This is a genomic window from Simiduia aestuariiviva, from assembly GCF_014192475.1.
Classification (GTDB): domain Bacteria; phylum Pseudomonadota; class Gammaproteobacteria; order Pseudomonadales; family Cellvibrionaceae; genus Simiduia; species Simiduia aestuariiviva.
This window is the reverse complement of the sequence record NZ_JACHXZ010000003.1, coordinates 555,168-581,559: the sequence shown is the minus strand read 5'-3', so window position 1 is coordinate 581,559 and position 26,392 is coordinate 555,168. Positions and strand designations below refer to the sequence as shown.

The 26,392-nt window shown below is 56.2% G+C and carries 24 protein-coding genes; 9 read left to right on the top strand and 15 right to left on the bottom strand.

From position 1 onward, the window contains the following. Nucleotides 1-23: 23 nt before the first annotated feature. The 4 genes from FHS30_RS12385 to dksA form a co-directional block, all read right to left on the bottom strand. Nucleotides 24-2,975 carry an ATP-binding protein gene (locus FHS30_RS12385; protein WP_183910791.1) on the bottom strand — a complete coding sequence of 984 codons (2,952 nt, stop codon included), beginning with the start codon at nt 2,973-2,975 and terminating at the stop codon, nt 24-26. After that, nucleotides 2,965-3,147 carry a hypothetical protein gene (locus tag FHS30_RS12380; RefSeq protein WP_183910790.1) on the bottom strand — a complete coding sequence of 61 codons (183 nt, stop codon included), beginning with the start codon at nt 3,145-3,147 and terminating at the stop codon, nt 2,965-2,967. Before FHS30_RS12380 ends, FHS30_RS12385 begins: the two co-directional genes overlap by 11 nt. An 81-nt stretch (nt 3,148-3,228) precedes the next feature. Continuing rightward, nucleotides 3,229-4,125, bottom strand: a complete 897-nt coding sequence (gluQRS, locus tag FHS30_RS12375) for a tRNA glutamyl-Q(34) synthetase GluQRS (RefSeq protein WP_183910789.1) — start codon at nt 4,123-4,125, stop codon at nt 3,229-3,231. A gap of 63 nt (nt 4,126-4,188) precedes the next feature. Then, nucleotides 4,189-4,635 carry an RNA polymerase-binding protein DksA gene (gene dksA / locus FHS30_RS12370; protein WP_183910788.1) on the bottom strand — a complete coding sequence of 149 codons (447 nt, stop codon included), beginning with the start codon at nt 4,633-4,635 and terminating at the stop codon, nt 4,189-4,191. A gap of 216 nt (nt 4,636-4,851) precedes the next feature. On the opposite strand from dksA, the gene sfsA reads away from it, so the two are divergent. Then, nucleotides 4,852-5,568: a DNA/RNA nuclease SfsA gene (sfsA, locus tag FHS30_RS12365; RefSeq protein ID WP_183910787.1), complete on the top strand. Its 717-nt coding sequence runs from the start codon at nt 4,852-4,854 to the stop codon at nt 5,566-5,568. Here sfsA and FHS30_RS17170 read toward each other — a convergent pair. From FHS30_RS17170 to FHS30_RS12345, 4 genes are all read right to left on the bottom strand, one after another. Further along, complete coding sequence (locus FHS30_RS17170; RefSeq protein WP_343049107.1) at nt 5,565-5,921, bottom strand: Rieske (2Fe-2S) protein; 357 nt, start codon at nt 5,919-5,921, stop codon at nt 5,565-5,567. The genes sfsA and FHS30_RS17170 overlap by 4 nt on opposite strands. Next, nucleotides 5,914-6,801 carry a protease HtpX gene (gene htpX, locus FHS30_RS12355; protein ID WP_183910785.1) on the bottom strand — a complete coding sequence of 296 codons (888 nt, stop codon included), beginning with the start codon at nt 6,799-6,801 and terminating at the stop codon, nt 5,914-5,916. Before htpX ends, FHS30_RS17170 begins: the two co-directional genes overlap by 8 nt. Nucleotides 6,802-6,896: 95 nt before the next feature. After that, nucleotides 6,897-7,673 (bottom strand): cyclic nucleotide-binding domain-containing protein, encoded by a 777-nt coding sequence (locus tag FHS30_RS12350; protein ID WP_183910784.1) that lies wholly within the window; start codon nt 7,671-7,673, stop codon nt 6,897-6,899. Nucleotides 7,674-7,707: 34 nt separating this feature from the next. Beyond that, complete coding sequence (locus FHS30_RS12345) at nt 7,708-7,989, bottom strand: TfoX/Sxy family protein (protein ID WP_183910783.1); 282 nt, start codon at nt 7,987-7,989, stop codon at nt 7,708-7,710. A 113-nt stretch (nt 7,990-8,102) separates the two neighbouring features. Here FHS30_RS12345 and FHS30_RS12340 point away from each other — a divergent pair, with 113 nt between their 5' ends. The 3 genes from FHS30_RS12340 to cysE are packed head-to-tail and all read left to right on the top strand — an operon-like array spanning nt 8,103 to nt 10,220. Beyond that, nucleotides 8,103-8,771: a M15 family metallopeptidase gene (locus FHS30_RS12340; RefSeq protein WP_183910782.1), complete on the top strand. Its 669-nt coding sequence runs from the start codon at nt 8,103-8,105 to the stop codon at nt 8,769-8,771. Further along, nucleotides 8,761-9,438, top strand: a complete 678-nt coding sequence (locus FHS30_RS12335) for an HAD family hydrolase (RefSeq protein WP_183910781.1) — start codon at nt 8,761-8,763, stop codon at nt 9,436-9,438. Before FHS30_RS12340 ends, FHS30_RS12335 begins: the two co-directional genes overlap by 11 nt. Next, nucleotides 9,417-10,220, top strand: a complete 804-nt coding sequence (gene cysE / locus FHS30_RS12330; RefSeq protein WP_246341296.1) for a serine O-acetyltransferase — start codon at nt 9,417-9,419, stop codon at nt 10,218-10,220. Before FHS30_RS12335 ends, cysE begins: the two co-directional genes overlap by 22 nt. A 13-nt stretch (nt 10,221-10,233) precedes the next feature. Here the strand turns inward: cysE and FHS30_RS12325 are convergent, their stop codons facing one another. The 4 genes from FHS30_RS12325 to FHS30_RS12310 form a co-directional block, all read right to left on the bottom strand. Then, a complete protein-coding gene (locus FHS30_RS12325; protein ID WP_183910780.1) occupies nt 10,234-11,184 on the bottom strand; it encodes an alpha-L-glutamate ligase-like protein in 951 nt (316 codons plus the stop codon). 1 nt (nt 11,185) lies between these two features. Continuing rightward, entirely contained in the window at nt 11,186-12,733 is a 1,548-nt protein-coding gene (locus tag FHS30_RS12320; protein ID WP_183910779.1) for an inactive transglutaminase family protein, read from the bottom strand. Between the two features lie 28 nt (nt 12,734-12,761). After that, on the bottom strand, nt 12,762-13,427 hold the full coding sequence (locus tag FHS30_RS17375; RefSeq protein WP_183910778.1) for a putative ATP-dependent zinc protease: 666 nt from the start codon (nt 13,425-13,427) through the stop codon (nt 12,762-12,764). A 94-nt stretch (nt 13,428-13,521) separates the two neighbouring features. Further along, nucleotides 13,522-13,737, bottom strand: coding sequence for a hypothetical protein (locus FHS30_RS12310; protein WP_183910777.1), 216 nt, complete (start codon nt 13,735-13,737; stop codon nt 13,522-13,524). A 168-nt stretch (nt 13,738-13,905) separates the two neighbouring features. Here FHS30_RS12310 and FHS30_RS12305 point away from each other — a divergent pair, with 168 nt between their 5' ends. Further along, nucleotides 13,906-14,649: a hypothetical protein gene (locus FHS30_RS12305; RefSeq protein ID WP_183910776.1), complete on the top strand. Its 744-nt coding sequence runs from the start codon at nt 13,906-13,908 to the stop codon at nt 14,647-14,649. 62 nt (nt 14,650-14,711) lie between these two features. On the opposite strand, the gene ppa is transcribed toward FHS30_RS12305, so the two are convergent. Next, on the bottom strand, nt 14,712-15,260 hold the full coding sequence (gene ppa / locus FHS30_RS12300; RefSeq protein ID WP_183910775.1) for an inorganic diphosphatase: 549 nt from the start codon (nt 15,258-15,260) through the stop codon (nt 14,712-14,714). Nucleotides 15,261-15,529: 269 nt separating this feature from the next. On the opposite strand from ppa, the gene FHS30_RS12295 reads away from it, so the two are divergent. After that, nucleotides 15,530-17,551: a sodium-translocating pyrophosphatase gene (locus FHS30_RS12295; RefSeq protein WP_183910774.1), complete on the top strand. Its 2,022-nt coding sequence runs from the start codon at nt 15,530-15,532 to the stop codon at nt 17,549-17,551. Between the two features lie 59 nt (nt 17,552-17,610). On the opposite strand, the gene FHS30_RS12290 is transcribed toward FHS30_RS12295, so the two are convergent. After that, complete coding sequence (locus FHS30_RS12290) at nt 17,611-21,936, bottom strand: response regulator (RefSeq protein WP_183910773.1); 4,326 nt, start codon at nt 21,934-21,936, stop codon at nt 17,611-17,613. 190 nt (nt 21,937-22,126) lie between these two features. Between FHS30_RS12290 and msrA the strand changes: the two genes are divergently transcribed. Further along, nucleotides 22,127-22,723: a peptide-methionine (S)-S-oxide reductase MsrA gene (gene msrA, locus FHS30_RS12285; protein WP_183910772.1), complete on the top strand. Its 597-nt coding sequence runs from the start codon at nt 22,127-22,129 to the stop codon at nt 22,721-22,723. Between the two features lie 57 nt (nt 22,724-22,780). Here msrA and FHS30_RS12280 read toward each other — a convergent pair whose 3' ends face one another. Further along, nucleotides 22,781-24,043 carry a 6-phosphofructokinase gene (locus tag FHS30_RS12280; protein ID WP_183910771.1) on the bottom strand — a complete coding sequence of 421 codons (1,263 nt, stop codon included), beginning with the start codon at nt 24,041-24,043 and terminating at the stop codon, nt 22,781-22,783. 226 nt (nt 24,044-24,269) lie between these two features. Here FHS30_RS12280 and mpl point away from each other — a divergent pair, with 226 nt between their 5' ends. Together mpl and FHS30_RS12270 are read left to right on the top strand one after the other, a co-directional pair. Next, nucleotides 24,270-25,643, top strand: a complete 1,374-nt coding sequence (mpl, locus tag FHS30_RS12275) for a UDP-N-acetylmuramate:L-alanyl-gamma-D-glutamyl-meso-diaminopimelate ligase (protein ID WP_183910770.1) — start codon at nt 24,270-24,272, stop codon at nt 25,641-25,643. Continuing rightward, entirely contained in the window at nt 25,643-26,389 is a 747-nt protein-coding gene (locus tag FHS30_RS12270) for a PP2C family protein-serine/threonine phosphatase (protein ID WP_183910769.1), read from the top strand. The genes mpl and FHS30_RS12270 overlap by 1 nt, the downstream gene beginning before the upstream one ends. Nucleotides 26,390-26,392 lie beyond the last annotated feature (3 nt).

Below are 26,392 nucleotides of genomic sequence, written 5' to 3'. Positions count from 1 at the left end.
CTAGTGTTACCAACCCTGAGTTGTTATGCAAGGGGTAGACGGATATCGAAGCGCGTTCCCCGTCCAGACTCGGTGTCTACTGGGCTGGTGACCGTTAGGTTGCCCTTGTGGTCTTCCACGATGGAATAGACCATGGCCAGCCCCAAGCCGGTGCCTTGGCCCGGTTCCTTGGTGGTGAAGAAAGGCTCCATGATGCGATCCATCAGCTCTGGCGGAATGCCTGAGCCCTCGTCCTCCACGCTCACCACCACGTGGTCTTCGCCCTCGTCGCTCCACAGGCACACCTCTGCGCCCTCGGGACTGGCGTCGCGGGCATTGGACAAGAGGTTTACAAACACCTGAATCATGCGCTGGCTATCACCGAGCAGACTGATGTCGGGCTCGATGTGGTTGGTGAATACCACCTGCTGTTTGTCCTTTTGCAGGGAGATCAACGCGATGGCCTCCTGGGCGCAGGTGTGGATGTTCATGGGTTCCACCAGCCGCTCTTCGCCCCCGCCGGAGTGGGAGAAGCTCACCAGTGAGTGCACGATGCGCGAAACGCGTTCCGTTTGGCTCAAGATTTGGTCGGCGGTGGCGTGCACTTCGGGCTCAGGCGAGTCGTAGTGAAGGTTTTGCGCTAAACAGGCGATGCCGGTGATGGGATTGCCGATCTCGTGGGCGACGCCCGCCGCCAGTCGGCCCACGGACGCCAATCGCTCGCTGTGCACCAATTCTTGTTCGAGCAATTGGGTTTCGGTGACGTCTTCCAGCAGGATCACCTGACCATCGAAGAGTCCGTCCTCCACTTCCGTTTGCTCCAGCAGGGCCTTGTGCAGGCTGATCCAGTGGGTGCGGTGATTGATTTCGACACTTTGCTTGTAGCGGTGGTTATCTTCGCTATGGGCAAAGCTGCGAATGAGGCTACCCCATGGGTCGGCCAAATCTTCGAGGCTAGAGCCTGTGACTGCCTGCGCGTCGATGCCCGTGAGGCGGCTCATGGCGTCGTTCCACATCATGATTTCGCCGTCTTGGCCCAGAGAGAGGGCGGACATAGGCAGCAATTGCAGCGTTTGGCGGTGATACAGGCGCAGCTTATTAAGTTCGGCCGCCATGCCCGTTAAGTGCGATTGCAGCTGGCCCAAACGGTTTTCCATGAGATTGATGTCGGCGGTGTGGCGCTGCTCGGACACCGCGTAGGGAATACAGCGGTCCAAGATGTCGTTGGCGATACCGATACCCATGAGGCCCGACAAGTTGGCCTCAATCTGGTCGCGCAGGCGGCGCAGGGCATAGGGGCGGCGTTCGTCGATGGTGAGCTCTAGCTGTGTCAGCGCGCGGGTCACTTCATCCCGTGCCGATTGGGGCCCAAGCACTTCCGCCAGCCGTGCCCGGAATTCGCGGGCCGAGCGCAATTCCAGTGACAGGCGCAGGGGCTGTGACAATTCGTCATCGGCGCAAATGTCGGCACTGAAGCGCTCGTCTTCGCCCTGCCCCGTAAATATTGAGAGCACGGCAAACACCAGGGTATTCGAGCCGAGAGAGATGAGGGTAATTTCGCTCCAGTAGTTAATTCCCACGGGCAGCGTCACGCCGAGACTCGGCAGTGGGTAGGCAGAGATGTCGAGTAACGACGGGATAAACAATCCGAACATCCAGATGCTGGCGCCAAGGGTCAGCCCGCAGATCGCACCCAAGCGATTGCCTTTGGGCCAATAGGCCACGGCGGAAATACACGGCAAGAACTGCAGGGTGGCAATGAACGCCATGAGCGCGAGTTGCGCCAAAGAGAAGTTGCTATCAAACCATAAAAAGAGCCCAAAGCCCGACAAAAACATGATGCAGATGAGCACGCGGCGCAGCCACATCAGGCGCGCATAAATGTCCGTTTGATAGCTCATTTGCAGCAGCGGCAGTAGCCAGTGATTGAGCAGCATGGTGGCCATGGCAAGGGCGATGACAACCATGGCGCCGGTGGCCGCCGACAGTCCGCCGATAAAGGCGATGAGCGTTAGGGCGGGGGCCTCGCCAAAGATGGGCACGCCGAGCGTGAAATATTGGGCGGGTAGCGGGACGCCCAGCTCAAATCCGGCCCACAAAATCGGAAATACCGGCAGCGCCATCAGCAACAAAAATAGCGGGAAAGCCCAGCTCACCGTTTGTGTGGAGTGCTTCATGGGGTTTTCCACCACACTCATATGAAAGATGTGCGGCATGGCGACCGCCGTCGCAAAAAACACCAGCATTAAGGTGGAGCTGGCCGAGTCCTTCATGGGATTGTGCAACAGGGCGATGTTTTCGGGGTGGTCCACCAGCCATTGATCAAGCCCTGCGATGCCGTCGAATACGTTAAATACCGCAAACAAGCCCACGGCACTGATAGCGCAGACTTTTAATAGCGATTCGAAGGCCATGGCGGTGATCATGCCGCGGTGCTGCTCGCGATTGGAGCCGAACATGCTGGTAAAGGTGGCCAGCAGTGCGCAGTACATGAAGGCCAGTACTTGCTTTAGTGTCACGCCGGTTTCGCTGAGCCCCCAGCTTGGCAGGCTGTCTACGGTGATAATGCGCAGGGTGTCCGACACCGCCTGTATTTGCAGGGCCAGCAGGGGCAGTACGCCCAGCAACATGCACAGGGTTGCGAGCGCACCCAACAAGTTGCTGTGATAGCGAAACACCAATAGGTCGGCCAGAGAGTGTATTTGGTAGCGGCGCGCCAAGTCGGCGAGGGGGCGAATGGCTACTGGCGCAAACAGAAAGAGTGCGCCGGTGCCGAGGTAATACGCCAGCGCGCCGTAGCCGTATTGGTAGGCGAGATCCACCACCCCGTAGAAGGACCAAGCGCTGGCGAAAATCCCGAGCGATAAAATATAAGTGAGCGGGTGGCGGATAACCCGGTCGGGAATCCAGCCATTTTCGGTGATCCAGGCAATGCCGAAAATGAGCAGCAGGTAGCCCACACACAGCAGTGATATCTCGGCAATACTAAAGGTCATTGCGTTTTGACCTGCCTGCAACCTGAATGAAGTAAGCAATCACTATCACGATGACCCACAGAATAAATGGGCGATACCAAGACCCCTCGGGATTGATTACCCAGCCGAACAGGGTTGGGGAAAAAATATAGGCCACTAGCAGCAGCAGGATGATTAAGCGTGAGTTGGGCATGGGCTCGGGTCGTTGCGCGCAAGCGGCCCATGGTAAGTGCCGACTCACCGCTTGGCAATGTGGTGTCAGTGAAATTGTCGGCTAGTGGCTGAACAGGGGGTCCGTGCAGTGGGGCCTGCGCGGCACTTGCTGTATGTGCCAGTGGGTGACGCCCCAGCTGAGCAGCGTTGCAATATCTGCAGCAAGCAGCGTCTCGGGCGGCTGCTGACCCAATAGCCGCAGCGCATGGAAGAGATTGTACGTTGGACGCGACAGATCCAGCGCTGGCGCGTGATTTTGTTTGCTGAGTTTCTGCCCGCTCAAGTTGTTGATCACCGGTATGTGCGCCCAGTGGGGTGGTGTGGCCTGCAGTATCTCGAACAGCACATGCTGGCGAGCACTGACTTCCAGTAAATCTGCGCCCCGCACCACATGGGTGATGCCCTGATAAATATCGTCCACCACCACCGCCAACTGGTAGGCATGCAGGCCGTCTTTACGCTTCAGGATGGTGTCGCCAAAATCCTGGGCCGGAATTTGTTGCTGTGGTCCTTGGATGGCATCCACAAAGCGAATGGGGGTGTCCGGTGACGGCAAGCGCAGTCGCAGTGCGGTCGATGCTGTGGCGCTGGGCGGCTGCGCGAGACAATGGCGGTCGTACACTCTGCCCAGTTGATGCAAGCGCTGGCGGTTGCAGCTGCAGGGGTAGAGCAGGTCGCGCGCGCGCAATTGCTCGAGCTGAAGGTCATAGGCTGGCAATCGCTGGCTTTGGTAGAGCACGGGTTCATCGGACTCTAGGCCGTGGACCGCTAGGGCGCTGATGATTTGCTGGGCTGCGCCTGGGACTTCCCGGGGCGGGTCGAGGTCTTCCATGCGCACTAGCCACACACCCTGATGGGCGCGGGCATCCAGCCAGCTGGCGAGCGCGGCGAGTAGGCTGCCAAAGTGCAATGGGCCTGTAGGCGAGGGCGCAAATCGACCGCGATAGAGGCGAGTCATAAAGGAGCGTTAGTCAGAAATGACAAAGGGCGATAAATCGCCCTTTGTTGAACGTGACGGAATTTAGCCGCCAATCTGTTTTTCTTTGATTTCTGCCAAGGTTTTGCAATCTACGCACAAGGTGGCAGTGGGGCGTGCTTCAAGGCGTCGAATGCCAATCTCCACACCGCAGGTCTCGCAATACCCATAGTCATCCTGTTCAATCAGTTCGATGGTTTTATCGATCTTCTTGATCAGTTTGCGCTCGCGGTCGCGGGTGCGCAGCTCTAGGCTAAATTCCTCTTCCTGACTGGCGCGGTCTGCCGGGTCTGGGAAGTTTGCGGCCTCGTCTTTCATATGGCTCATGGTGCGATCGACTTCTTCCATGAGTTCGCGCTTCCAGTTCATGAGAATGGACTTAAAGTGGTCGCGCTGCTGTTCGTTCATGTACTCCTCACCCTTTTTCTCCTTGTAGGGTGTGAAGCTGGTTGAGCCGTCCATTACTGACTCTTTGGCTGCATTCTTGGGCATGTTGACGCCTCTTCTAAAACTTCCGGGTTGTGCAGAATGGGGGCGACCTCACGGAATTCAAGCCCCCCCTGTTGCGAACGGAGCAAACTACCAGATTCCGTTGCCGCCCGCCAGTTTTTTACCTCGCCGTTTCGGGCCCATCGGAGTGGTACACTGGCCAGCGTTTTTACATTGCATCGGTTAAAAAATAACCGCAAAAAAGTTAGGGGAAATAAAATGCAATTTGATCCGCCATTGATCGAGGGGCGATTGGTTAAGCGCTACAAGCGATTTTTGGCCGATGTTGTCACTGACACCAATGAGGCGATTACTATTCACTGCCCAAACACCGGCTCAATGCGTGCCTGTTTGAGTGAAGGTGCGCCTTGCTGGTATTCGAAATCAGACAGCAAAACGCGCAAATACCCGCACACCTGGGAGATTGCCACCACCCCCGATGGCTTTCTCGCAGGTATCAACACGCACCGCGCCAATGGGTTGGTGGAAGAGTTGCTGGTCACCGGCGGCGAGCCGACGCTGGCGGAATACGGGCAGCTTCAACGCGAAGTAAAATACGGCGAAGAAAAGTCGCGCATCGATTTTTTGTTGCGGGGGGAGGGCTTGCCAGACTGCTATGTGGAGGTGAAAAACGTCACCCTGCACGAGGGCGGCGGCTTGGGGTTATTTCCCGATGCGGTGAGTGAGCGAGGCGCCAAGCACTTGCGTGAATTGGCATCAATGGTGGCCCTGGGGCATCGCGCGGTGTTGTTGTTTTGCGTGCAACACACGGGCGTGACGCGAGTGGCGCCGGCCGATGCCATCGATCCGCGTTACGGCGCGCTGTTGCGAGAGGTGGCGGCCAAGGGCGTGGAAGTGCTGGCGTGGGGCGCGCGCCTGTCGGCGCGCGAAATCAGTTTAGTAACGCCATTGCCGGTGGATTTGTCGCCGATCTAGGCCAGTGTTTTGGGGCTCGGCAATTGCGCGAGTAATTGGCCGTCGCGCACGCGGGTGGGCAGTGATCGCAATGCCTGCCCGCGGCAGGGGCCAGACACGCACTCGCCGTCTTCAATTAAAAAGAGCGCGCCGTGCGTACTGCATTGAATGAACTCGCCATCGGCATCGAGAAATCGATCGGGCTGCCATTGCAGTTCGATGCCCAGATGGGGGCAATGATTTTCATAGGCATAAAATGTATCGCCCTGCCTAATCACGAACAGGGCGATGCCATTCATTGAGAATTGTTTGCTCTGCCCCGGAGCGATGGCGTCGATCGGGCAGAGCGGCGTATAGGTGGCGGGCTTAGACACCCTGTTGCAGCGCCCGGATGCGATCTTCGAGGCGTGGGTGACTGGATAACAGCTCGCCCAATTTATTGCGCAAACCGCCGTTGATACCAAATGCATAGAGGCTGTCGGGCATGCTCGATTGCACTGCGCGTTGCTGTTCTAATTGCAGCCCCTGCAGTGCGCGAATCATGCCCTGACGGCTGGCCAGGGTGGCGCCGGCGTGATCGGCGCGAAATTCCCGCCAGCGCGAAAATTTCATGACGATAATCGAGGCCAGAATACCCAGTACCATTTCCGCAATGATGGTGGTGATGTAAAAGCCTATGCCATGGCCATTTTCATTTTTAAATACCGCCCGGTCGACGGTGCTGCCAATGATGCGGGCAAAAAACATCACAAACGTATTTACCACACCTTGAATGAGCGACAGGGTCACCATGTCGCCGTTCGCCACATGGCCGATTTCGTGCGCCAGTACCGCCTCCACCTGTTCGTTGTCCATGCGCTCCAGTAGGCCCTGTGACACGGCCACTAGCGCGTCGTTTTTGTTCCAGCCGGTGGCAAAGGCGTTGCATTCGCGGGCCGGAAAAATACCCACTTCGGGCATCTTAATACCGGCTTTGTCGCTCAGGCGTTTGACCGTGGCGAGCAACCATTGCTCTTGGTTGGTGCGGGGTTGGGTGATAATGCGCGTGCCGGTGCCGCGCTTGGCCATCCATTTGGAAATGAATAAGGAAATAAGGCTACCCGCCATACCAAACACGGCGCAGAAGATCAGCAGTGACCCTAAATCCAGACCACCGTTGGCGGCGTAGGAATTGACGCCGAGCAGGCTGAGCACAATGCCCGCCACGATCACGACGGCCAAGTTGGTCAACAGAAACAAGCCAATACGCATCACAATAGACTACCTCATAGACACAAGGCCCAGACGGCCTCTACGGGCAATTAAATGGTGATTGTTGCGACGATTTCAATGGTGGCTGGGACGAAATATTAATTCCCTGCGGCCACCTGCTGATTGAGTTGATTGATCTTTTCGGCCATCTCTTCGATTAGGCTGATGCAGATCTGAGGCTGATGCTCCACGAGGTCGATGAAGTCTTCTTTGCGCACCGCCATCACAGAGCAATCGGTTTTGGCGATCACCGTGGCATTGCGGGGCTGGCGGGTGAATACGGCGAGGGCGCCAAATATTTCGTCGGCGTGAATGTCGCCCACTTTTACGCCATCGCGTATGGCTTCGGCCTGCCCTTCCAGCAAGGTGTAGACGCAGTTCGCTGTTTCGCCCTGCGCGATGATGGTTTCGCCGGCGCTAAACGACATAAAGCCTGTGCTCGGTTGAAACGCCGCGCGCTTCTCTAATGCAAAGGCCTCGCGGAAAAACGTGGCGACGCAAATGAGGTAGTGCGCCCAGTGTTTTTGCAGCTCGCTACTGGCGTTGACTCGGACAATGAGATCATCGCGACTGAGCGGCAGAAAGCGCGCTTGGGTGGCCACCAGCTTGCCCTCGGGCAATTGCAGTGCGCGAGACAGGCCCAATAAGTCGCCGGCCTCATACTCCATTAATAATTTGCCTTGGCGCTCTAGGTGTACGTCACCTTCGGTGAGCAGCAATAATTGATTGTTCGGTAGTTCGGCGAAAACATCGGCGGACTGCTCGAAAAAAATTGGCTCGCCGGTGGGCACGGTGTGTAGGAGAAGTTCGGTGAGCCCGCGCAACTTCAGGGTGAGCTCGCTCAGGTGTTCGGGCTGTGTTTCAGTTAAATGCATAGGAGCGCTCGCTGTGCGTGACTTGACGAGAGCGCTAGCTGGGCTCGACTTCGCTCTCGTGTTCTGCTTGTTCTACCAATTTGGCCTTGAGGTCTGGCGCTAAATCGTTCCAGTGAGTATCGGTCAAGGCACCTTGTAAAGCATATAACATTACCTTGGAGACATTAATACCACGCGCCTTAATGCGTTTGTAAGCTGTGACCGGCCCCACAGCCTTTAAATCATCGTAGCTGTTTATGCCAATGGCGCGCAGAATATTTACCGACGCGGCGCCGAGATTCTTCAACTCTTGTAAATCGCCCTGTCCTGACGTCATAGTGTCGTGCTCCTGCAGTGGCTTTTATTATGGTGTGTCCCGCGTGCGGGGCCTGCATGTGGCTTTTATGTCAAAACGCTATAATACCGACTGATCTGATAAGCGCAATCTCAATGATTCCAAAAAACCTCACCACCGACCCGCTCATATACGGCTTAGTGCCGCCACCATTGGAGACTTGCCTAGGTGCACCGGTGCAACCGGCATTGATTTCCGCGCTCACCGACATGGCGTCGGCGGCGCGCGCGGCGGGTTTTGATTTGGCCATTGCCAGTGGCTATCGAGATTTTGCGCGCCAACTGCTGATTTTCAATGCCAAGGCGCGGGGCGAGCGGCCATTGCTCAATGACCGAGGTCAACCAGTGAAGGCGAGTAACCTATCAACCGATGAATTACTTTCAGCGATTTTGCGCTGGTCGGCGCTGCCGGGGGCTTCACGGCACCACTGGGGCACAGATATTGACGTCTACGATGCCGGCGTGTGCGTCGATGGCTACTCATTGGCGCTCACAACGGCGGAGTGCGAGGGCGTGATGGCGCCATTTCATCTGTGGTTGAGCGAATACCTTGCCACACAATCACTCTTTATTCGCCCCTACTGCCAAGATCGCGGAGGCGTTGCCCCTGAGCCTTGGCACCTAAGTTTTGCGCCCTTGGCACAGGCTTACCGCCAAGCATTCAATGTACGCGATCTGGAGCAGGTGTTGAAGGCAGCCGATGTGGCGTTAAAGGATGCTGTGTTGGCTAGGCTGATGGCTTTGGTGACGCGCTATGTCGTCTAGTCGCGCACTGATTATCTTCGACTGTGATGGCGTTTTAGTGGACAGTGAAACCATCGCCAATCGCGTCTTAGCTGAGCACTTGCGCGGCGCGGGTGTCAATGTGACCGATGCCGAAGTGCAGGCGCGTTTTAAAGGCAATAGCGCCGCCCAGTGTCAGGCGTTAATCGCCCAGTGGTTGGGGAGCAATGCCGCCGCAGCCTTGTGGAGTGAGCTGCAGCAGCGCACATTGGAGGCGCTGGCGCAGGTGGCGCCAATTGAGGGTATCGAGGCGGTGTTGTCGCAGTTGCGTGCACAGGGGCTGAAGTTTTGCGTGGCGTCGGCGGGTGACTACGAAAAAATGGCGGTCACCTTGGGGGCCACTGGATTGCGCGATGCGTATGACTTGCGTTGCTTTAGTGCTGTCGATGTGGCGCACAGTAAACCGGCACCGGATTTGTTTTTATGGGCGGCGCGCACAATGGAGGCCACACCGGAGCAATGCATGGTGATTGAGGACAGCGAGCAGGGTGTGATGGCGGCGCTGGCTGCGAAAATGGCAGTGTGTTGGTTTCAGGTTGGCGAGCGCCGGGAGGCACCGGAGGGGGTACAGGTGTTTTCCCGCATGGCCGAGCTGCCCCCATTAATCGCGCAATGGCGAGAGAACCAATGGCGAGAGGACAACCCATGATGGCGGCGACGAATTTGTGGCAGACCATGCGCACAGAGGCGCACACCTTTAGCGCGGCTGAGCCCGCGCTCGCGAGTTTTTATCACGGGGCCATACTCAACCATCCCAGCTTGTGTTCGGCCTTGAGTTATACGCTGGCGCTCAAGCTCGACAGTGCCAACCTGCCCGCCATTTTATTGCGCCAAGTCATTGATGAAGCGCTCGCCGAAGAGCCCAGTATCGTAAAGGCGGTTACAGAGGATGTGCAGGCGTGTTTAGAGCGCGACCCGGCCTGTCACTACGCGGTGATGCCGCTGCTGTATTTCAAGGGCTTTCAGGCGTTGCAGGGCTATCGCATAGCGCACTGGCTCTGGCGTCACAACCGGCGCGCGTTGGCCATGTATTTTCAAAATCAAATTGCCGAATCTTTTTGTGTGGATATTCACCCGGCGGCCACCTTGGGGGCGGGCATAATGATGGACCATGCCACCGGTATTGTCATAGGTGAAACCGCGGTGGTGGGTGACAACGTTTCCATGTTGCACGGCGTCACATTGGGCGGCAGCGGTTATAGCAAAGGTGATCGACATCCAAAAGTGGGCAAGGGCGTGTTAATCAGTGCCGGTGCAAAATTGCTGGGTAACATCACTATCGGCAGCGGCGCGAAAATCGCGGCGGGCAGTGTAGTGTTGGCCTCTGTGCCGGCGGGAAATACCGTTGCAGGTGTGCCCGCAGTGATCGTTGGGCGACCCAAAACGCCCAATCCCGCGCGCCAGATGAATCACGATTTACCCGACGAGTAAGTCTGTCCGCGCGCTAGTAGCCAAAGCGTTGTTGAGCGATATCGACGCGCTCTTCGATGGTGCGCGCCTCCGCGTTACAGATCTCATCAATCACTTTTAACCGATTCAATAGGCCCGTTTGGTTGGCCACTTGAATGGACAGGCCCGGCCGTGCGTTGAGTTCCAAAATTAACGGGCCGTGGAGTTTGTCGAGCACGATATCGGCACCCAAATAACCGAGTCCGGTCATTTCATGTGCGCCACAGGCTAGCATTAAAATGGCGTGCCAGTGCGGCACGACCAAGTCGTCAAAGGCGTGGCCGGTGTCTGGGTGTTGAGTGATTAAGTTGCCGTTTTGTACGGCGCAAATAGCCTGACCATTGGCGAGGTTTAAGCCGACACCCACCGCACCTTGGTGCAAGTTCGCCTTGCCGTCAGAACTGTGGGTGGCGCAGCGAATCATGGCCATGACCGGATAGCCGCGATACACCACGACGCGCACATCGGGCACCCCTTCGTAGCTGTATTGGGCGAGTGCTTCATCAAAATTGATCAGCGCTTCAATCATGGCTTGGTCGGTGCGTCCGCCCAGGCTGAACAGGCCCGATAAAATATTAGACGCGTGCCGCTGTATTTCGTCGGCGGACACGCGTTGGCCTGAGGGTTTGATGAAATAGTCGCCGTCGCGCCCGACGATCACCAAAATACCTTTGCCGCCACTGCCCTGAACGGGCTTGATGACAAATTGCGTGCGCTCGTCAATCAGCGCGAGAATGGTTTTAATTTGAAATTGATGCTCAATAACGCCGATCAATTCGGGTACGGCGACGCCGGCTTGCTGGGCCGCCAACTTAGTTTTTAGTTTGTTGTCTACCAGTGGATAGAGGCTGCGTTTGTTGTAGCGCAGAATGCATTGCACGTTGCGCCGATTCATGCCCAGCACGCCGGCTGCGCGCAGTTTCGACGGACTCGCAAACCAGCCCACGCTATTGTCCCCGCTGCTTGTGCTGTACGGCCACCATGTGTCGGAAGCGGTACAGTTCACTCAATCGATAACCACTGTACTGACCGATAATCAAAATCAGAGCGAGTAAGGCCAGCGTTAACTCGGGGAAGTTAAAAGTGAGATGTTTGGCAATGCTGTTGGTCATTAAACCGTAGGCAATTACGGCCACCACCAAACTGCCGCCGCCTTGCTTGATCACATCGCGCGCGCCTTCTTCTTCCCACAGTGTCGACATGCGCTCAATGGTCCACGCCAAAATAATGGTGGGGAAAAAGGTGACGCTCATGGCTGAATCGATGCCCAGCTTGTAACTGGCAATACTGAAGAATGCCATCAATCCAAGCACCACAATAATGACCGCGGACACGCGCGCCACTAGCAGTAAATTGAGATGGCTCAAGTAATATCGAATCCACAGACCCACACCCACCACCAGCACGAACATGGGCAGGCCCGCAAATAAGCCGGTTTCAATGAATGCCAGCGCTATCAGGATCGGCATAAACGTGCCGGAGGTCGGCAGCCCAACAATCACCCGCAAGAAGACTACCACCAAGGCGCCGATGGGGATGAGCAGCAGCGTTTTAAATACGCCCTGTTGTTCCACTGGCAATGAGTAAATACTCATGTCGATTAATGTGGCTTGACTGGATAGGTCCTGCATCATCGCTACAGTGCGCGCCGGTACTGTATTCACCACCATTGAAAACTCAACATTTGAATTGGCGCCGCCAATTACGTCGAGCATTGAAATGCCGCCGCGCTGCCAAATCAAAAAATTGTCGGGCAGGCCGCGCTCGCCGGTTTCCGGATTAAATTGAATCCACTGTCCAAGGCTATAGATTTCGAGCAGTTGTGCGTAGTTCGCGCGCCGCCTGCCGTCCTGCAGATAGACGCCTTTTACAATTTGAAAATGAATGCCGCGGTAAGCCAGAAGTTTGGCGGTGACGGCCAATGTATCGTCATTGTTGAGCGACAATAAGAAGGATACGTCCTGGGATTTTTCCCGTGCATTTAGTGTACTTAACACCAGTTGTGTGAAACTGGCATCAGTGCCTGACATTTCCGATAGATGATCATAAACGGCGCGCAGTGATTCGCGCTCGCTGGGGTAGGTGCGGGGTTTGGCCGGGCTACCCTCGGGGGCGGGCGGTTCGCTGAGAATTTTGTTGTCGTGCACCACCTGCATTTTGTAGTGCAGGGTGATCTCTGCTTTGTTGTTGGGGTCGCGCCGGCTCCAGCGCGCGTAGCGACGGCCCTGCTCTTCATTGATCACGAAGCCAAAACCAGACGACGAAAAATTTTCGTCGATAATGATGCCGTTGCCGTGCTGCTCCGGTAGCGCCAGTGTCACTTCGATGGGGTCGCCCGTGGGCATGAAATTAATTTTGGATTGCAGTGTCCAGACGTTTCTAGACTCCCCTGGCCAGAGCGGAAAACCCAGCGAAATATTTTTATAAAGTGCGCCAGAAATGCCGATTACGGCCAGCAGGGTGGCGACCACGTAGAGTTGAATGCGTGCTTTCATAGGTGACCTAATTGGGGGTCGAAAAACATCAGTCGCGAATGGTAAATGTTTTGGAGACGTCGACGACGGCGTTGTCAGTTAGGAAGTTGCGCCCCACGAGCAGTGGAAACTCTGACTCTTGGTTGTGCAGCAGGACGTCGATTTCTTCTTCTATATCGGCCAGCTGAAGCAGCATGGTAACTACCAGGCCTTGATCGTTGCCGTTTTGTTTGGCTTTTGTTCTGGTGCGCACTGGGCGTTCTAACACGATCGGTTCCGCGCGCTCACTAGGGGACAAGCTAAAGCGCACCCAGCGTTTGCCTTCGCGCTCAAACGGAATGATGTCGGTGGCTGCGAGACTGGAGACTTCAACGCCCGTATTGATGCGAGCGCGCAGGCGCACATTAGGGGGGGCGATGGTGATCCACTCGGCGCTGCCAATAATGAGCAATTGCTTAGCGCCTGCGCGCGAGAGGTTTGCGGGCGGGGTCTCTTGTACCGCGGGCACAGTGGTTGCAACAGGCTCAGCTGCCAATGGCACAGGGCATTCCTTTTCCACTTCGATAACTGTGGGTTCGGGACAGGCTTGTGGCTCGGGCGGGGCGGGGCAAACGAACTCAGCGGCCACTTCGGGCTGCACCGGTTCTGGAGTTTGGAATAATTGGCACCCACCCAAAATCAACGGGAGTAGTACAACCAACTGCCTACGTGACACAGCCACCTCGCTCGGCAAACAAGAGCTAATGCTCTATTAAAGACGCCGAATTATAAGGGTTGCTGAGGTGACTGCAAGCGACCTGTGATGGGGTTCACAAAGTATTTAGTCGGTGCCCGCGGCTCCAGTGCAGCACCATTAAACGCTCGCGCAATTGGTTGGCCAATGCAGCGATGCCGGCAGTGTCGGGGGGGCTGGCTTGTTGCAGGGTGTGAATGCGTTGTTCTAGTCGGCGAATTTCCACGCAAATCCGCGATTCAGACAGCTGGTCGTCAAGTGATTGCGGTGCAATAAAGCGTGAATGTGCCATGTGCATGATCCCGATGCAGAGGGTCCTTAAGGTGACAATCAGTCTACGCTTTTAGCCATGAGCGGCCAGTGGGTAATGGTTGCAATGCCTGTCAGCTTAGGCTGACAGGCATTGCAACAAGGCTGACATTGGGCAAAACTGTTTGCTTACGAAAAGGAGCGGTAGCGAATGAGCGACGACAAGTTCGACATAGTTTTTCGTGGCGATATTGCCGTGGGGCAGTCGTTGCCGCAGGTTAAGCAGCGCTTGGCGGCATTGTTTAAACGTGATGCTGCACAAATTGACGCCCTCTTTACCGGCATGCCCGTGCCACTTAAGAAAAATGTCGATCACGCAAGCGCGGAAAAATACCAAAAAGTATTAATGCAGGCGGGTGCCATAGTGGAAATCCGGCCTGCGGGAACCTTAAAGCCCGCCGCTGCGCGCGCACGGCCTGCCGCCGCGGCGCCCAAATCCGAGCCCAAACCCGAGCCCAAACCCGAGCCCAAATCCGAGCCCATATCCGAACCGAAAGCTACCGAGTCGATAGGCGCACCTGCCATGGCTGCCAGTTCGGGCTTGAGTTTAGTGCCTGTAGGGGGCGATATTCTCACCGACGCAGAGCGCGCGGCTACCGCTACACCTGCCGCTGAGGTATCGGCGCTGGATGCCGAATTGCGACCACTGGAGGGGCGTTTGGTGGATGAGCAGGAAATAGAGCGAATGCCACCGGTGGACGTGCCCAATGCGGAATTCGACATTGCCGACCCCGGCGTCGCGCTCATCGAACCGGAATATCGCACGGAGGTGGCGCCCGTGGCAGTGCCGGATTTGGCCGCCGATTTGGCGCCCCCTGGCAGCGATCTTGGGCAGATTCCCAAGGCCCCTGCGCCCCCACCGCCGGACACGAGCGGTATCCAGCTCGCCGATTAACTTGGCGACTGCCCACAAAAAAGGCCTCAATAAAGAGGCCTTTTTTAATGTCACACGGTGGCTTAGAAGCGCGGTTTTTCTGGCGCGTCTTCGTAGCGTTTGACCGAGTCCATGATCTCTTGGCGCGCGGCTTCTGGGCCTTCCCAACCTTCGATTTTCACCCACTTGCCGGGTTCCAAATCTTTGTAGTGCTCGAAGAAGTGAGCGATTTGGTTGAGGGTGATGTCGGGCAAATCGCGTACCGATTCCACGTTTTTGTACAGCGGAGTGATTTTATCGTGCGGTACGGCCACCAGTTTGGCGTCCTCACCGGATTCGTCGGTCATTTTCAACACGCCGATCGGGCGGCAGCGCACTACTGAGCCGGGAATCAGGGCCAGTGGCATGATAACCAGCACATCTACCGGATCGCCGTCGCCACACAAGGTGTGGGGAACGTAGCCGTAGTTGCAGGGGTAGTGCATGGCAGTACCCAGCATGCGATCTACAAATATGGCACCGGAGTCTTTATCGACTTCATATTTGATGGGGTCGCCGTTGAGCGGGATTTCAATGATGACGTTGATATCGTCAGGCAGGTTTTTGCCCGAGGGCACCAGATGCAGGCTCATAACACTATCCACTAGAGAGCTAAAAATTGGGGCGCAGAGTCTACCACATGGTGCGGCCTGTACAAACGTTGTACAGCGCTTTTCTAAGGTATTTGCCGCGGCGGTAGTTAAACCCTACTATTGCCTGCAGTGGCCGAGTTACCTGAGAGCAATCCGGTGTACCCCGTCAATCGGCCACTTACATTGGGAAGTACAGCGAGTCGCTGATTGACGGGTTTGAAGTAGAAGTACCAGGTTGGCCCAAACGATAACAATTACGAGGGTTTTCTATGGACGTCCTGCTGTTGCCACCCCTATTCGGGTTGGCTGGATTACTTGTCGCATTCATTATTTACCGCATCATCATTTCTTATCCCGCAGGCGACGGTGCCGTCGCTGAAATTGCCGCCTTAATTCACAAGGGGGCAATGGTCTTTATGCGGCGGGAGTACACCATTCTGGGGGTGTTTCTTTTAATCGTTACCGTGTTGCTGGCCTATGGCTTTGGCAGTTGGCGCACGCCCACGGCATTTGTGGTGGGTGCGCTTTGCTCGGCGATAGCCGGTTACATCGGCATGTTTACCGCCACCCGTGCAAACGTGCGCACCACGGTGGCAGCTGCTAATGAAGGCGCTGCGACAGCATTAAGCGTGGCCTTTTACGGTGGTTCTGTGATGGGGCTGGCCGTGGCTTCCATGGGGTTGCTGGGCTTGGGCGCCTTGTATTTATTATTTGGCGGTAACCCAGAGCACGCCGAAGCCATTCACGGCTTTGGTATGGGGGCCTCTACTGTCGCGCTGTTTTCTCGCGTTGGCGGCGGCATCTTTACCAAGAGCGCCGATGTCGGGGCCGATTTAGTGGGCAAGGTGGAAGCGGGTATTCCAGAGGACGATCCACGCAACCCCGGTGTTATCGCCGACAATGTTGGCGACAACGTGGGTGATGTGGCAGGCATGGGTTCGGATATTTTTGAGTCCTACTGTGGCTCGATGATCGCCACCATCGCCATCGCCGCAGCCATGACCTTGGCGCAAGTGGACCAATTGGCGGTCTCGCGGGAAGCGCTGATGTTCGCGCCCTTGGCGTTGGCGTCGCTGGGTTTGTTGTGTTCAGTGGCGGGCATTGTGATGGTGCGCCTGTGCTCGGCCAGTGCGCCGGCGATGGCGCTGCGCTCAGGCACAATTGGCGCCACCGTAATTCTCATCGCGACAGCCTATTTTCTATTGAGCTCGCAGGGCATCAATAGTGCAGTGTGGTGGTGTGTGGTCTTTGGTGCCGTGGGCGGTATCTTTATTGGACTGGTTACCGAGTACTACACCGGTGGTAAGCCTGTGCGCGTGATTGCTGAGGGCGGCGAAACGGGACCCGCCACAGTTATGATTGCAGGTTTGGCCACAGGCATGGAGTCGGTGGTGGTGCCGGTATTAGTCATTGCCGGCATCATTGGCGCCACGGCGAGTATCCTGCCAGAGGGGACGGGTGTTTACGGTGTGGGTATGGCCGCAGTGGGCATGCTGGCGACTGTGGGGATCACCATGGCCATTGACGCCTATGGCCCCGTGGCCGACAACGCTGGTGGTATCGCGGAAATGGCTAATATGGGCGAAGAGACCCGCAAAATTACCGACGGCCTGGATGAGGTGGGCAATACCACCGCGGCCATCGGCAAAGGCTTTGCCATCGGCGCGGCGGGGCTAGCAGCCTTGGCCATCATCGCGGCGTTCATTGCCACAGTGGAAAAGCATGTGCCCGGCTTTATGTTACGCATTGACGATCCCAGAGTGTTGATGGGTATGTTCATAGGCGGCATTTTCCCCTTCATTGTGTCTGCCATCACCATGCGTGCGGTAGGCGAAGCGGCCTTCGACATGATCAAGGAAATTCGTCGACAGTTTAAGGAAATCCCTGGCTTGATGGAGGGCACCGCCAAACCCGACAGCGATCGCTGCGTGGATATCGCGACGCAAGCAGCGCTTAAGCGCATGATTCTGCCTGGCGTGTTGGCAGTGGCGTCACCTGTCGTCGTAGGCTTTGTATTTGGGCCGCAGGTTCTTGGCGGCATGCTGGGCGGTGCATTGGTGTCCTGTGTGCTGTTGGCGCTGACCATGGCCAATGCAGGCGGCGCTTGGGACAACGCCAAGAAATACGTGGAAAAAGGCAACTTGGGTGGCAAGGGCTCTGAAGTACACAAGGCGGTGGTTGTGGGCGACACCGTAGGCGATCCGTTTAAAGATACCTCTGGCCCCGCCATGAATATCTTGATCAACGTGATGGCAATTGTGAGCTTAGTGATCGCCCCGCTCTTGGGATGATCGTTATAGCCCATCTGCGGCAATGATAGCGTTAACCAACCCCGCCACAGTGCGGGGTTTTATTTTTCCGTCGCGTTGGTTTTCACTCCAAGGACTTCCAAATTGTTTTGAAATTGTTCCCAGGCTTTGGTGAGGGAGAAAAACTGAGCCGGAATTTGACTAGCGTCGGGTGTCGGTTTTCGTAAGTTGTTATCGAGTTGCGTGCAGGATTCATACAATCTCTGTGCCCCGAGATTGCCGGATACGCCTTTCAAAGAATGGGTTTTAAAATGGGCTTTTGTATATTGCTGCGTTTGTAACAGTTCGTCTAGCGATGCAATAAAGCCATCGTAGCCGGCCGAGAAATCCTCGAGCAATTTTAAATAGAGTTCGTAGCTGCCGCCGCAGTTCAGCATGGCGCGTTGAGTGTTCATGCCGGGTAGGTCTGTTGGCCACGTAGTGTTTTTATCGGTGGCGATTGACGGTATGTGGTGGGCAGCTCTCGGGCTGGCTTCAAAGCCAGACACGGACAACCAGTGGCACACACAGATTAACGCTTTTTCGATATTGATAGGTTTGGTTAAGTAGGCATTCATGCCTTTGGCTAGACAGCGTTGTTCATCATCACGAAATGCATTTGCCGTCATGGCGATGATGGGGAGTCGATGTCCCGCGGCACGTATTTGTTGCGTTGCGGTCTCGCCATCCATAATGGGCATTTGAATGTCCATGAGCACCAAATCAAGCTTGTCGTTGGCGACTCGATCGAGCGCCTCCTTGCCGTTGTCGGCCAGCGAGATATGGAATCCCGCCGTTTCAAAAATCTCCCGAGCGATTTCTTGGTTAATCTCATTGTCTTCCACTATGAGAATGCGCGCGCCACGGAATTGATCAGGGATGTCAAAAATATTAGTTGCATTGGGTAGGGTCAGGCGTCGCTCTGTAGCAGGCTGTGTAAGTTGGGTAATGGTGTTGAGAAGTTGAGAGCTGGAGATTGGTTTAAATAGCAGGCCGTCGGCGCCTGAGCCACGTACGACATCTGAAGACTCAGACTCCTCTTTCGAGGTGAGCATGACAACCAATGGCGGTCGCTCGCTGCCGGCGGCAGCATCTATCTGGGCAATCAAATTTTCTCCCGAGACCCCAGGCTGTTGCCAATTGAGTAAGATAAGATCGAATTGGCTTGAGTCGTCAATTCGTACTAGGGCTTGCTCGCCGCTATGGCACACTGTTGCTGCGTGTTCAAAATTTTCCAGCGTTTTATTTAACAATTTTGCAGTGTCTGCATCCGGTTCTACCACCAGAACGGACAGGTTGCGGTTGTAGCTACGTCCCTCTTCAACTTGCATGGTGGCCGGGTCGCAGTCGAATGTCAGTTGAAAACTGAACCGGCTGCCGACACCTTGTTTGCTGTCAACGGCAATGTTGCCGCCCATGAGGTTGATCAGCTCACGGCAAATACTCAGGCCAAGGCCAGTGCCTCCGTATTTTCGGGTGACGCTCGCGTCCGCCTGCGAAAAAGCTTGAAATAGTTGTGCTCGCTGGGGGTCGCTCAGGCCAATACCCGTATCAGCGACAAAAAACTCAAGCGTTACCGTCTTTTCGTCACCGCTGACAAATTTAGCCCCGAGTGTAATGTGCCCTTGTTCCGTAAATTTTGTGGCATTTGAACAGAGGTTCGTTAAAATTTGACTGATTCTGAGTGGATCACCGTAGAGTTTTGCGGGCACTTGTGGGTCGATGTCCAGCAAGAAATCTACACCTTTTTCTTGCGCTCGAGCGGCAGTCATCTGGCTAATGGCTTCTAGCGAGCTTTCTAGATTAAACGGGATGTGTTCGATTTCCAATTTGCCGGCTTCGATTTTTGAAAAATCCAATACGTCGTTAATAATTCCCAGTAACGTGTGAGATGAGTACTCAATGGTTTTTAAATAGCGCGATTGTTTGTTGTTCAGAGGTGTGCGCAAAGCCAATTGATTCATGCCAATAATGGCGTTTAAGGGGGTTCGAATTTCATGGCTAATGTTGGCTAAAAAGTTGGACTTGGCTTGACTTGCTTCCTCGGCCACGTGTTTGGCATTCTCAAGCGCGAGTTGCTGTTCTAGGCGCACAGATACGTCGCGCAAAATAAAAGTGTAATTGATCATTCCATGGGTGGTGTTGCGACTAATGGAAATTTCAGCGCGAACGGTTTCGCCAGATTTGTGCAGCAAATCGATTTCGCGGGCCGCCTGAGGCGCTTGCAGTTGATCAAGTGCCTCAATGTCGTCGCGTAAAATTTCTGCGTTGGCCGGACTGAAGCAATCAAAAACGCTTTGGCCAATAGCCTCCTCTTGGCTGTAGCCCAGTAACTTTTGGGCAGCGGGGCTGTAAAGGGTGATTGTGTGGTTGCTATTGCACGAGACTATACCGTCAGCCGCGCCGCGAATGATATCGTTGAGGCGTTCGCGCTCTCGATCCAGTTCGCGGGTTCGCTCTGTTACCAGTGAAGAAAGTTGGCGCCGGTGCGCGGCCAGTTCTTCTTCAACACTTTTACGTTCTGTAATGTCAGATAAAAAGCCCTCGGTAATCATTTGGCCGTTCACTTCAAAAATTCGACCGCGCGCCCATAGCCATTTGCTGGGCGATTGATTCGATTGTCGAAATTCAAGCTGGTAGGGCATGCCGCTCGTCAACGCGCTGCGAATTTGATCGGCGATGCGATTGCGGTCGTCGATATGCATGAGGTCTTCGAGGTAGGTCGTTTTGTCACCGGTCAGCGTGCTGCTACTTTGTCCTAGCAAGCCAATACTGCCGTGACTGATATAAGTGAGCGCCCAGCCTTGTTGCTCCTGCCGACAGCGGTACACAGCGCCAGGCAAGTTGGCCATAAGGTTGGCTTGAAAGCGATCGCGTTCAGATAGCTTTTGCTCTGTTTCCAAGCGCTGGGTAATGTCTATGCCGCTGGTGCCAATCGCATAAATGACACCCCGTTCATTGCGAATGGGAAACTTGGTGATGATGAATGTAGACTTAATTGCTCTGCCTTCCAGCATGGCTTCATAGGTGAATGCTGTTTTATCCCGTAGCAGCAAGTCGTCTTCCTGATCGATAAACACTTGATGCCGCTGAGAAAGCAGTTCGCGATGATAGGGGAGTGATTTCCGGTTGGTTTGTTCTGCTGCCCACAGCGGTAAAACGTGTGGTGGAATATTGAATACTTCTGCTGCTTGCCGATTGGCGAACAAGACGCGACCGTGTAGATCGCGGATGTAAATAAAGGCTGGAGTGTTGTCTAAAATTGACGATTTTTCTCGATAGTATTGCCCCAGTTTTTGTTGGCTGGACTTGCCTGTAATGACTAAGTAAAGGGTAATGCCCATGCCAATTGCAGTGATTAACACCAGCGTCGCTAGGAAGATGTAGTAGCTAGCCAGCGCTTCCCGACTGTCTATTTCTACGGCAAAGCCCAGGTTTAATTGATCGTCCCACAGCCAAGCGCCGACAACGTCGATGCCGCGGTAATCTCGATAGCCCGACAGATTGTGGCCGCGGCCATTGGCGATAGCGGACTGCACCGAATGTGTTAGGGGGAGGTCGGCCTGTTCAACCACGCCTTTAGGACGCAGCCGTAAATCGCGCAGGGGATCTTCCAGTGAAATTTCGAGCATGGCGGTGGGGCGCTCAGAGAGGCCCAGTGTCGGCAACATGGCTAGAAACCGACTTTCACTGAGTAATTTGCCCGCGCGGTTAAACATCAGTACTTCACCGCTGTTGCCAAAATCAAGTTGTGATAGCAGCGGAGTAAAGTCGGCCAAAAGGTCAATACGCAGCGCCAATAGCGCAACAATATGCCCCGTCTCATCGTGAATCGGTGCAATACTAAATTGCGTGGGTAGCCCGTTGGTTGATTTTCCAAAGCGGTTCACCATTGGCATTTCTGCACGCAATGGGTTGGACAGCAGTGCCTCACCAGCGAGCGCCCGTTGGCTAATATGGGGTTGGCTGAGGAGCGGAGAAGGTGATCCGATCAATTCACTGCGGTCGGCGGATAGAATTATTTTGCTGGGTGAAAGGATGATGAACCCGCGATTTCTATTGACGTTCAAGTACGGCTGGAGCAAGCCGGTAATGGCCGCGTGAATGTCTGATGGTGGTGTTGCCGCCGTCTCCTCTGGTGCTCGCGCTGGTTTGGTCAGCGTAACTATGAGTTGTTGCAGGTCGGGGTGATTGGCCCAATTGCTTACCCGACGCAATTCGGCTTGTCGCCATCGGTGGACGCTATTGTTGGCAATGCTAAGGCGATGTTCGAGTTGCGCCTGTAGCCGCTGATGTACGTCGGCGCGCAGGAAATAGCTGCCGGTTGCCGCAACAGCCAGCAGCAGACACAGAATAATCAATAGGGACGTGCGCTGGCGGCCTTGCATTTACAGCCTATTCATTCGTTATTGTGGTGTCAGTTTAGCAGCCAAGCAGCGGCTTTTTATAGTCTGCGGTTGCGAAGCCTGCGGTCGCACCGTAACAGATGCCCACAGGGCGACTCTTAATAGCGCTCATGGCGATGTTCGCAGCGCCGAAATCCAGACTAAATTGAGTCTCACGTGACGAGGTAGATGAATGTATAAATCGACGAGCATTGGGCGCGCATTGGCATTGATTGCCTTGGTGTGTGCGGGGCCGATTAAGGCCGAGGTGGCGAGTGCGGTGTTCGCGGGCGGTTGTTTTTGGTGTATGGAAAAGCCGTTCGATGAGTTGCCGGGCGTTGTCGCCACCACGTCGGGCTATATGGGTGGGCAGCTGGACAACCCCACGTACAAGCAGGTGTCTGCTGGCGGCACGGGGCATGCGGAAGTGGTGCGCGTCGAATTCGATCCCAGCAAAATAGGCTATGAACAATTGTTGGCAGTCTACTGGCGCAATGTTGACCCCTTTGACGCGGCTGGCCAGTTTTGCGACAAGGGCAGTCACTACCGTGCGGCAATATTTTACGCTGATGAAGCACAGCGCTCGGCGGCTGCCGCGAGCTTAAATGCGATTCAGGCGCAGTTTGATGAGCCGGTGGTCACTACTTTGGAGCCGGCGGCGACCTTTTACCCCGCAGAGCAATACCATCAGGATTATTACCTGCGCAATCCGCTCCGCTATCGCTACTATCGACACGGTTGTGGCCGCGATCGACGTCTAGAGACCATTTGGGGCGCGGCGCAGAACTAGTTGGTGTGCCAAGCGTTGTGGCGGAAGCTTGCCCCGAGGAGGCTCGGGGCAGTCGCGTTACACCTTAAATTCGGTGTTGAGCTTTTTCGGCGCGATGATTTTTTTCAGGCGCGCGTACACGGGCATGCCGTGTTTGTAGGGCGGGTAGTCTTCGCCCTGAATCAGCGGGGCGAGGTATTCGCGCGCTTTTTCGGTGATGCCAAAGCCATCTTTGGTGATGAAATTGCGCGGCATCTTCTGCTCTACGTTTGCCACTTTTTCCAGCGGTGCTTCACCGATACTCCAGCTGTAGCGTTTGCCTTTGCCCCGCACGATGGCAGCCATCACGCCCGTCTTGCCAGCCACTGCCATTTCGACAGCGGCCTTGCCCACGGCGTAGGCCTGCTCGACGTCGGTGGCGGAGGCGATGTGGCGGGCGGCGCGCTGCAGATAATCGGCCAGTGCCCAGTGGTATTTAAGGCCCAGCTCTTGGCGCACCATGGCGGCCAAGGTGGGCGCAACACCGCCCAATTGCTTGTGGCCAAAGGCGTCCACGGTGCCCGAGTCGGCCAAGAAGCTGCCGTCGGCATACTGTGCGCCCTCGGAGGCGACGATGGCGCAGTAACCGTACTTTTTCACGCACTCGTCAACGCGCTTTAAAAACTTGGCTTTGTCGAACGCGATTTCTGGAAACAGGATGATGTGCGGCGCATCGCCTTCTTCCTGCGCAGCCAAGCCGCCGGCGGCGGCAATCCAGCCAGCGTGGCGGCCCATGACTTCCAGTATGAACACCTTGGTGGACGAGTCGCACATAGAGGCGACATCGAGGCCCGCCTCTTTGATGGACACCGCCACGTATTTTGCCACCGAGCCAAAGCCCGGGCAGTTGTCGGTCAGAGGCAGGTCGTTGTCGACGGTTTTGGGAATGTGGATGGCCTGAATGGGGTAGCCCATGGTTTCAGACAGTTGGCTGACTTTCAGGCAGGTGTCGGCCGAGTCGCCGCCACCGTTGTAAAAAAAGTAACCGATGTTGTGGGCCTTGAAGACTTCAATCAAGCGCTCGTACTCGGCGCGATTTTGTTCCAGACTTTTTAATTTATAGCGGCATGAGCCAAAGGCGCCCGACGGTGTGTGGCGCAGCGCGGCGATGGTGCTGGGGGTTTCTTTGCTGGTGTCGATCAGCTCTTCGCGCAGTGCACCGATGATGCCATTGTGCCCGGCGTAGACCTTGCCAATGCTGTCTTTGTGTTGGCGTGCCGTCTCGATGACACCGCAGGCGCTGGCGTTAATGACCGCCGTCACCCCACCAGATTGTGCGTAAAAGGCGTTTTTCTTAGCCATGAAATGCGTTCTCGTCTCGTCTCGTGTTGAAGGTGGATCGTCTGTGCGATCTGGTGCGATCTGTGCCGCTCGATGGGGCCGCATGATACTGGAGTTGGCCCGTGAATGCAGTGGAAAATCGCGCTCAACGCCGTGGATTCTGCGTTGTCGCACCGCCCACCGCATAGGTTAGTCCAAGGCTGCGTGGTAAGCTGCGGCAATTTTAAAAACAAAGTGACACTCGACAATGCACGTTCATATTCTGGGTATCTGCGGCACGTTTATGGGTTCGCTGGCGCAACTGGCAAAGGCGCTGGGTCATCAGGTCAGCGGTTGTGATGCCAATGTCTATCCGCCCATGAGCGATCAGTTGGCGCAGGCGGGCATCGATTTAATTCAGGGTTTTGATCCAGGCCAGCTATCGCCCGCGCCCGATTTAGTGGTGGTGGGCAACGCCATGACGCGCGGCAATCCGGTGGTGGAGGCGCTGCTGGAATCCACTATTCCCTATACATCGGGCCCTCAATTTTTGCGCGATCACCTGCTCGATGAGCGCTGGGTGTTAGCGGTGGCCGGCACCCACGGCAAGACCAGCACCAGCGCCATGTTGGCCTGGGTACTGGAATTTGCCGGTATGGCGCCGGGCTTTTTAATTGGCGGCGTGCCGGCCAATTTCGGTCAGTCGGCGCGCTTGGGCGGCAGCCCGTTTTTCGTGGTGGAAGCCGATGAATACGACAGTGCCTTCTTCGATAAGCGCTCGAAGTTTGTGCACTACCGCGCGCGCACCTGCATCCTCAATAATTTGGAATTTGACCACGCGGATATCTTTCCCGATCTGGCGGCCATCGAGCGCCAGTTTCACCATCTGGTGCGCACGTTGCCGGGCCATGGCTGCGTCATTTATCCCGCCGCCGACGCCAATCTCGGGCGGGTGATTGCACAGGGTTGCTGGAGCGAGCAGCGCCGACTCGGCGCTGAATCTACCGACGCCGATTGGCACTATGAGCTATTGGACCCCGCCGGCAGCGCGTTTCGCGTGGCGTATCAAGGTCAGTGGGTGGGCGAGGTGCGCTGGCCCCACACGGGTCTACACAATGTGCTCAATGGCTTGGCCGCGGTGGCGGCCGCGCACCATGTGGGCGTGACACCCGAGGTATCGCTGGCCGCGCTGTGTGAATTTGCGGGCGTGAAGCGGCGCATGGAATTGCTGGGCGAGGTGCAGGGTTGTCGGGTCTACGATGACTTCGCGCACCACCCGACCGCCATTCAAACGACGCTCGCCGGCCTGCGCGCCAAGGTGGGCGATGCGCCCATAGTGGCGGTGATAGAGCCGCGCTCAAATACCATGCGCGCGGGCGTGCACAAGGCGGTGCTGGCCGAGGCCTGTGCCGATGCCAGTCGCGTGGTGTGGTTCCAGCCGCCGGGTGTGGATTGGGCGCTGGACGCACTGCTGGAGGTCTCGCCCGTGCCCGCTGAGGTGGTGAGTGATCACGCGGATTTGGTACAGCGCTTGGTGGCGCTGAGCGAGTCGGGTAGCCATATCGTGATCATGAGCAATGGCGGATTTGGCGGCGTGCATCAACAATTGATGCAGGCATTGCGAGCACGGGAGACGGGTTGATGCAGCTGGCAGTAGGCGGTCACACAGACCGCGGTGGGCGCGACCACAACGAAGACGCCGTAGATTGGTTGGTGGACGCACAGGGGCGCTGGGCCTTGGGTTTGGTGGCCGATGGCATGGGCGGCTACGCCGGTGGTGAGGTGGCCAGTACGCTGGCTCTGGAAGTGTTTTTGTATCGTCTGCAAGACTGGTTGCCAGAGGCCTCGGGCGCCGATGGCGATGCGGTGCTAGAGCGCTTGTTACAGTCGGCGCGCGCTGCCCATCGCCGGATACTGTCTGAGCAGCAAGCGCAGCCGCAATTGGCCCGAATGGGCACCACCCTGATCTGCGGTTTTGGTTGGGGCGATCAAATGGCCTTGCTGCATGCGGGCGACTCGCGCTGTTATCGGTGGCGCGCGGGTGAGTTGGCGCGGCTTACGCGCGATCACACCTATGTCGAGGTGTTGAGGGGCAGCGGTGAGCTGTCGGAAGCGGACATTGCCAACCACCCCAATAAGCACATTTTAACGCGCGCCTTGGGCGCCCCCGATGATTTCGACTTTTCGGCGGCGGTGCATCGCAGCGCGCCGGGAGATTGCTACGTACTGTGCAGCGATGGCGTTTCAAATGCGTTAGTCGCCGCCGATTGGCGCCGCTGCCTGTCGCAGCCAGTGGCGCCCGCCGTCATGGCGCGCAGTTTGATCGAGGCGGCCAAGCAGCGCGGCGCCGATGACAATGTGTCGGCCGTGGTGTTGACGGCGCGCTGAGCG

What these genes read in the sequence shown, in the direction of transcription:
- FHS30_RS12385 (WP_183910791.1), bottom strand. Translation starts at nt 2,975, where the DNA reads ATGACCTTTAGTATTGCCGAGATATCACTGCTGTGTGTGGGCTACCTG.
- msrA (WP_183910772.1), top strand. Translation starts at nt 22,127, where the DNA reads ATGTATAAATCGACGAGCATTGGGCGCGCATTGGCATTGATTGCCTTG.
- cysE (WP_246341296.1), top strand. Translation starts at nt 9,417, where the DNA reads ATGGCGAGAGGACAACCCATGATGGCGGCGACGAATTTGTGGCAGACC.
- FHS30_RS12295 (WP_183910774.1), top strand. Translation starts at nt 15,530, where the DNA reads ATGGACGTCCTGCTGTTGCCACCCCTATTCGGGTTGGCTGGATTACTT.
- FHS30_RS12305 (WP_183910776.1), top strand. Translation starts at nt 13,906, where the DNA reads ATGAGCGACGACAAGTTCGACATAGTTTTTCGTGGCGATATTGCCGTG.
- FHS30_RS12320 (WP_183910779.1), bottom strand. Translation starts at nt 12,733, where the DNA reads ATGAAAGCACGCATTCAACTCTACGTGGTCGCCACCCTGCTGGCCGTA.
- FHS30_RS12340 (WP_183910782.1), top strand. Translation starts at nt 8,103, where the DNA reads ATGATTCCAAAAAACCTCACCACCGACCCGCTCATATACGGCTTAGTG.
- FHS30_RS12270 (WP_183910769.1), top strand. Translation starts at nt 25,643, where the DNA reads ATGCAGCTGGCAGTAGGCGGTCACACAGACCGCGGTGGGCGCGACCAC.
- gluQRS (WP_183910789.1), bottom strand. Translation starts at nt 4,125, where the DNA reads ATGACTCGCCTCTATCGCGGTCGATTTGCGCCCTCGCCTACAGGCCCA.
- ppa (WP_183910775.1), bottom strand. Translation starts at nt 15,260, where the DNA reads ATGAGCCTGCATCTGGTGCCCTCGGGCAAAAACCTGCCTGACGATATC.
- dksA (WP_183910788.1), bottom strand. Translation starts at nt 4,635, where the DNA reads ATGCCCAAGAATGCAGCCAAAGAGTCAGTAATGGACGGCTCAACCAGC.
- FHS30_RS12350 (WP_183910784.1), bottom strand. Translation starts at nt 7,673, where the DNA reads ATGCATTTAACTGAAACACAGCCCGAACACCTGAGCGAGCTCACCCTG.
- FHS30_RS12310 (WP_183910777.1), bottom strand. Translation starts at nt 13,737, where the DNA reads ATGGCACATTCACGCTTTATTGCACCGCAATCACTTGACGACCAGCTG.
- FHS30_RS12335 (WP_183910781.1), top strand. Translation starts at nt 8,761, where the DNA reads ATGTCGTCTAGTCGCGCACTGATTATCTTCGACTGTGATGGCGTTTTA.
- mpl (WP_183910770.1), top strand. Translation starts at nt 24,270, where the DNA reads ATGCACGTTCATATTCTGGGTATCTGCGGCACGTTTATGGGTTCGCTG.
- FHS30_RS12380 (WP_183910790.1), bottom strand. Translation starts at nt 3,147, where the DNA reads ATGCCCAACTCACGCTTAATCATCCTGCTGCTGCTAGTGGCCTATATT.
- sfsA (WP_183910787.1), top strand. Translation starts at nt 4,852, where the DNA reads ATGCAATTTGATCCGCCATTGATCGAGGGGCGATTGGTTAAGCGCTAC.
- FHS30_RS12290 (WP_183910773.1), bottom strand. Translation starts at nt 21,936, where the DNA reads ATGCAAGGCCGCCAGCGCACGTCCCTATTGATTATTCTGTGTCTGCTG.
- FHS30_RS12345 (WP_183910783.1), bottom strand. Translation starts at nt 7,989, where the DNA reads ATGACGTCAGGACAGGGCGATTTACAAGAGTTGAAGAATCTCGGCGCC.
- FHS30_RS12280 (WP_183910771.1), bottom strand. Translation starts at nt 24,043, where the DNA reads ATGGCTAAGAAAAACGCCTTTTACGCACAATCTGGTGGGGTGACGGCG.